Origin of the sequence: Brevundimonas sp., from assembly GCF_004210735.1 — a bacterium.
Taxonomy (GTDB): Bacteria; Pseudomonadota; Alphaproteobacteria; order Caulobacterales; family Caulobacteraceae; genus Brevundimonas.
This window is the reverse complement of record NZ_SDZL01000098.1, coordinates 1-5,097: the sequence shown is the minus strand read 5'-3', so window position 1 is coordinate 5,097 and position 5,097 is coordinate 1. Positions and strand designations below refer to the sequence as shown.

Here is a 5,097-nt window from a genome sequence, read left to right as displayed (position 1 = left end):
CAGTTGCCGAACGCCGAGGCGATGACGGCGACCACGGCGAAACTGACCCCCGCGACCGCATGGGCGCGGGCCTGGGCGCCCATGCGGTCGCGGGGGTCAGTTTCGCCGTGGTCGCCGTCATCGCCTCGGCGTTCGGCAACTGGTTCGCCTGGCGCGGGCAACAGGCGGGGGCGGAGGTGCTGCCCGGCACGGCCTGGGCCATGGCGTACGGCACGATCCTGCTGGCGCTTTATGGGTTGGTGACCGGCGTGTCATGGTCGGTGGCGTGGAGCCCGGCCTATGTGGTGTCGCTGCTGTATCTGTCGGTGTTCGGCTCGGTCATCGCGTTCGGCCTGTATTTCACCATCGCGCGGGCGCGCGGCTATGCGCTGGCCAGCTATATTTCGGCCCTGACGCCGCCGATCGCCATGCTGGTTTCGGTGCTATTCGAGGGGGCGACGTTCGGTGTCATGGCGCTGCTGGGTCTGGCGTTGGTGTTGGCGGGACAACTGTTCCTGATCCGCGCGCCGAAACGGTCGGCGGCCTGAGCGACCTTTAGTCGCCGGGCGTATCGTCGTCCCGCTTGTGACCATCCAGCCGGGCAGCGTCGCGGTCGCGCGCGGTGTCCGCCGCCTGACGGTCGGCCTTGCTGCGCCCGTGGGCGGCGCGATTGGTTTCCGCGTTGCGTTTCGCCGTGGCCTTATCGCGGGCCTTGCGAGCCTTGTTCAGGTTGATGAGTTCGCCCATGGCGCGCCTTCTGTGTGAACCCGAGCCGCCTTCCGTCCGTTGAACGACCGACAGCAAGGGAGACCGTCATGATAAACGCCTCGCAGATCAAGGAACATCAGGAAGTCGTCGGTTCGGACGGCGGACACGTCGGCCGCGTCGACCATGTTCTGGGCGAGCAGATCGAACTGGCCAAGATGGATCTGGGCGCCGGTTTCAAGCACCACATGATCCCGGTCAGCTGGGTCGATCATGTGGACGAGCACGTCCATCTGAACGTCACCAAGGACGACGCCAAGGCGCGCTGGACCGAGAAACACTAAGGTCCACGGCGATATGAAAAAGGCCCCGCCGGTCGCCGGCGGGGCCTTTGTCTTGTCTGAATCCCGATCTTACTGAGGGGCGATCATCAGTTCGGGGCGGACGGCCTCGTCGAACTCGGCGTCGGTCAGGTAACCGCCGCCGACGGCCTCCTGGCGCAGGGTGGTGCCGTTCCTGTGCGCGGTTTTGGCGATCTTCGCGCAGGCGTCGTAGCCCAGCTTGCCGTTCAGGGCGGTGACCAGCATCAGCGAGTTATCCAGGCCGCGCTTGATGTTGTCCTCGCGCGGCTCGATGCCGACAACGCAGTTGTCGGTGAAACTGATGGCCGCATCGGCGACCAGGCGGACCGACTGCAGGAAGTTGTAGGCCATGACCGGGTTGTAGACGTTCAACTCGAAATGGCCCTGGGAGCCGGCGAACGACAGGGCGGCGTTGTTGCCAAACACCTGGGCGCAGACCTGGGTCAGGGCTTCGCATTGGGTCGGGTTGACCTTGCCCGGCATGATCGACGAGCCCGGCTCGTTTTCCGGCAGGGCCAGTTCGCCCAGGCCCGAGCGCGGGCCCGAGCCCAGGAAGCGGATGTCGTTGGCGATCTTGAACAGCGAGGCGGCCACCGTGTTGATGGCGCCGTGGCTGAAGACCATGGCGTCGTGGGCGGCCAAGGCCTCGAACTTGTTCGGGGCGGTGGTGAAGGGCAGGCCGGTGATGGCGGCGATATTGGCCGCGACCTTCTCGGCGAAACCGATGGGGGCGTTCAGGCCGGTGCCGACGGCGGTGCCGCCCTGGGCCAGCTCCATCAGGCGCGGCAGGGTCTGTTCGATGCGCTCGATACCCATGGCGACCTGATGGGCATAGCCGCCGAACTCCTGGCCCAGGGTCAGGGGGGTGGCGTCCTGGGTGTGGGTGCGGCCGATCTTGATGATGTGGGCCCAGGCCCCGGCCTTGGCGTCCAGGGCGGCGTGCAGATGCTTCAGCGCCGGGATCAGATCATTGACCACCTGCTCGGCGCAGGCGACGTGCATGGCCGTGGGATAGGTGTCGTTCGACGACTGGCTCATGTTGACGTGATCGTTGGGGTGGACCGGCTTTTTCGAGCCCATCTCGCCGCCCAGCATTTCGATGGCGCGGTTCGAGATCACCTCGTTGGCGTTCATGTTCGACTGGGTGCCGGAACCGGTCTGCCAGACGACCAGCGGGAAGTGGTCGTTCAGCTTGCCCTCGATCACCTCATTGGCGGCGGCGATGATGGCGTCGGCCAGTTTGGGATCCAGCTTGCCCAGGTCGCGGTTGGTTTCAGCGGCCGCGCGCTTGACGATGCCCAGGGCGCGGACGACCGGCAGGGGCTGCTTTTCCCAGCCGATCTTGAAATTGCCGAGCGAGCGTTGGGCCTGCGCGCCCCAATAGCGGTCGGCGGCGACCTCGATGGGGCCGAAGGTGTCGGTTTCGGTGCGGACATTGCTCATCGCGGGCTCGCTTCGGACGTGGCGGGAAGATGCGCGGCGGTGTAGCACCTGAGGGCCGCGGTGCAAGAACGGGAGACCATCATGATCGCAACCAGCCTGATGACCGGCCTTGCCGCCGTGCTTGCCGCCACGGTTCCAGTTCCGGCGGTCGAGGCGGCGATCCACACCACGAAAGGTGACATCGTTCTGGAACTGGACGCCCAGGCGGCGCCGCTGACCACCTGCAACTTCATTCGCTATGTCCAGGCCGGTCGCTATCGCGACGCGACCTTCTTCCGCACCGTCGTGCGCGCCACCAACGCCAATCCCAATCCGATCGACGTGATCCAGGCGGCGACCACGGCGGGGAGCGACGACCCCGGCTTTGGCCCCATCGCGCTGGAACGGACGCGGGATACGGGATTGATGCACGTCGCCGGGACCATCTCCATGGCGCGCGACGGGCCGGATACGGCGACCTCCAGCTTCTTCATCGTGACGCAGGACACGCCGTCGCTGGACTTCGGCGGCGGCCGCAATCCGGACGGGCAGGGGTTCGCCGCCTTTGGCAAGGTGACGGAAGGGCTGGAGCTGGTGCGCGCGATCCAGGCCTTGCCGGCCACGGACGAGCAGATCACGGCGCCGGTCGCCATCACCAACATCGAGCTGCGTGGACCGGTCCCGGCGGTCTGCGGCGCCCCGTCGGCGCAGTGACCGCGGGCTGGATCGGCTCGGGCAAGGTCCGGGCGCGGGAGGATGGCGAGGCGGTCGAGATCACCATCGACGGCCTGACCACCCAGGCCAAATACTACAAGCCACTGGTCTATGAGTTCATGCGCAAGGAGTGGTCGTCACGCCCGGCGTGGGGCGACTATGCCGTCGAGATCCGCATGGAGCATGTCGGCGACCCGCCGTGGATGGACCTGGACAATCTGGCCAAGGCGCTGCTGGACGCGATCAAGGGCTATCTGTTCCACGACGACAGCCAGGTCGCCCGCCTGCTGGTCGAACGGCATGAGGGCGAGCGCGAGCGGATCACGATCCGCGTCACCCCCCGGGCGAAGGCGGGCTGAACCGCAGGGTCGGCAGCAGCATCTGCATATTGGCGCCGATCCGGAGCTGGGGCTCTGAGGCCGGCGTCAGGCCTTCTTCGGTCTCGCGCCGGGTGACGCAGGCGCGGGCGCCGTGGGCCAGGGCGATGAAATCGGACGCTGTCGGCAGGGTTTCCAGCACGCAGCCGTCGAAATAGGGATAGGTCGCTTCCTCACTGCAGCCGAACGAAGCGCGGTCCGGGCGGGCGGCGGTCATGACCATGCGATCGGGGCCGGACAGGGCGTCCAGAAAGACGCCGGAATAGCACGCCGACACCACGATCACCGTCGGCCGCTGACCGCACCAGGCCCGCGCCATGGTCGCCATCGCCGCCGGCGTGACAACCTCGTCCGGGCCGAACACGATGCCGTCGGGAGAGCCGTGCGAGGTGAAATAGAGCAGGCATCCGCGCGTGGTTTGGGCCGCCGCCCGGGCGGCGTTTCGCACGGCCGTCTGGGCTGAAACGGGCGAGGGCGCATCGGGGCGCAGACTGTGGCTGACGATATTGCGCCGATCGAAGCCGGCCTGCTCGAACGCGCCGGTCAGGTCGCGCAGGGCATTGTCGAAAGCCTGGATCGGTTGGCCGTCGCTGGTGCGCCAGTCGGCAGCGATGATGACGGCGGTCCAGTCGTCAAAGCGGGGCTGGGCGCGGCTGGGGCTGCACCCCAGCGCCAGCGCCGCCCAGACGATGATCACCCACACCAGTCCCCGGCCCATGTCGCCCTCCAGCGCTGCGTCCGAAGGCGCAGGCTATGACGAGGGAGAGGGGACCGATAGGCCTATTTCTTGCGGAATTGATCCAGCGAAACAACCTTGGGGCCGTCCTCGCCCGTCGAGGGACGGACGGGGTCGGGGTCCAGAGCCTCGGCGATGAACATCGGCTGTTCCGGCTCGCTCTCCGGCGCCTCGAACTCCAGCAGAAACTGCACCAACGGGTCGTAAAAGCGGGTCACGGCCTTGAACGGCGCGGTCAGCACCTTGGGCAGGCCGCCGAATTTCAACATGACCGAGAACCGGTCCTGTTCGATGGCCAGGTCCCAGTACTGGTGCTGCAGCACCACCGTCATCTCTTCGGGATATTTCGCCAGAATGTCCGGCGGCACCGATACGCCCGGCGCCCGGGTGCGGAAGGTGATGTAGAAATGGTGCGCGCCGGGGATCCCCCCTGGGCTGGCGGCACGTTCGAGCGCCGCACGCACGACACCGCGCAGGGCGTCCTGCGTCAGCTGGTCGTAGTGCATCTCGTCGACCGGAGGGGTCTGGTCCGTCATCGGCGCCTCGAAACTGGGAACGCGCGACTGTTACGCGCGACAGGAGAATGACGAAAGAGAGGAGCGCCGGAATTTGAAGGAAAACGCCAGCTTCTGTCGCCGGGCGCCCCAAGGCGTCGGAGCAAGAAGGAAGGGCCGCAGGAGTGAAAAGTGGAGGGCTTCTGTTGCCAGGCGCCCTCCGGGCCCCGCCTGAGGATCTGAACCCCCAGGACTTAGTTCGGAATTACCGGAACCGCATTACGCGGCGACGGCGTATTCCCCAGCGA

8 protein-coding genes are annotated in these 5,097 nt (G+C 66.8%); 4 read left to right on the top strand and 4 right to left on the bottom strand.

All coding sequences use genetic code 11. The features are described 5' to 3' along the window. Window positions 1-527 (top strand): EamA family transporter (locus tag EON91_RS13915; RefSeq protein WP_292095920.1); only part of this gene is annotated, 527 nt, incomplete at its 5' end. A 7-nt stretch (window positions 528-534) separates the two neighbouring features. Here the strand turns inward: EON91_RS13915 and EON91_RS13910 are convergent. Next, window positions 535-726 carry a DUF4169 family protein gene (locus EON91_RS13910; RefSeq protein ID WP_292095918.1) on the bottom strand — a complete coding sequence of 64 codons (192 nt, stop codon included), beginning with the start codon at window positions 724-726 and terminating at the stop codon, window positions 535-537. A 68-nt stretch (window positions 727-794) separates the two neighbouring features. On the opposite strand from EON91_RS13910, the gene EON91_RS13905 reads away from it, so the two are divergent. Beyond that, on the top strand, window positions 795-1,028 hold the full coding sequence (locus EON91_RS13905) for a DUF2171 domain-containing protein (protein ID WP_292095916.1): 234 nt from the start codon (window positions 795-797) through the stop codon (window positions 1,026-1,028). Between the two features lie 69 nt (window positions 1,029-1,097). Here EON91_RS13905 and fumC read toward each other — a convergent pair whose 3' ends face one another. After that, window positions 1,098-2,489, bottom strand: a complete 1,392-nt coding sequence (gene fumC, locus EON91_RS13900) for a class II fumarate hydratase (protein WP_292095914.1) — start codon at window positions 2,487-2,489, stop codon at window positions 1,098-1,100. 81 nt (window positions 2,490-2,570) lie between these two features. On the opposite strand from fumC, the gene EON91_RS13895 reads away from it, so the two are divergent. Both EON91_RS13895 and EON91_RS13890 read left to right on the top strand, forming a co-directional pair. Further along, window positions 2,571-3,182, top strand: a complete 612-nt coding sequence (locus EON91_RS13895; RefSeq protein WP_292095913.1) for a peptidylprolyl isomerase — start codon at window positions 2,571-2,573, stop codon at window positions 3,180-3,182. Beyond that, the gene (locus EON91_RS13890; RefSeq protein ID WP_292095912.1) at window positions 3,179-3,541 is read left to right on the top strand and encodes a RusA family crossover junction endodeoxyribonuclease; all 363 of its coding nucleotides are present in this window, start codon (window positions 3,179-3,181) and stop codon (window positions 3,539-3,541) included. The genes EON91_RS13895 and EON91_RS13890 overlap by 4 nt, the downstream gene beginning before the upstream one ends. On the opposite strand, the gene EON91_RS13885 is transcribed toward EON91_RS13890, so the two are convergent. After that, window positions 3,516-4,277, bottom strand: coding sequence for a C13 family peptidase (locus EON91_RS13885; protein ID WP_292095910.1), 762 nt, complete (start codon window positions 4,275-4,277; stop codon window positions 3,516-3,518). The genes EON91_RS13890 and EON91_RS13885 overlap by 26 nt on opposite strands. A gap of 62 nt (window positions 4,278-4,339) precedes the next feature. Then, complete coding sequence (locus EON91_RS13880; protein WP_292095907.1) at window positions 4,340-4,831, bottom strand: ClpXP protease specificity-enhancing factor SspB; 492 nt, start codon at window positions 4,829-4,831, stop codon at window positions 4,340-4,342. Window positions 4,832-5,097: the final 266 nt, after the last annotated feature.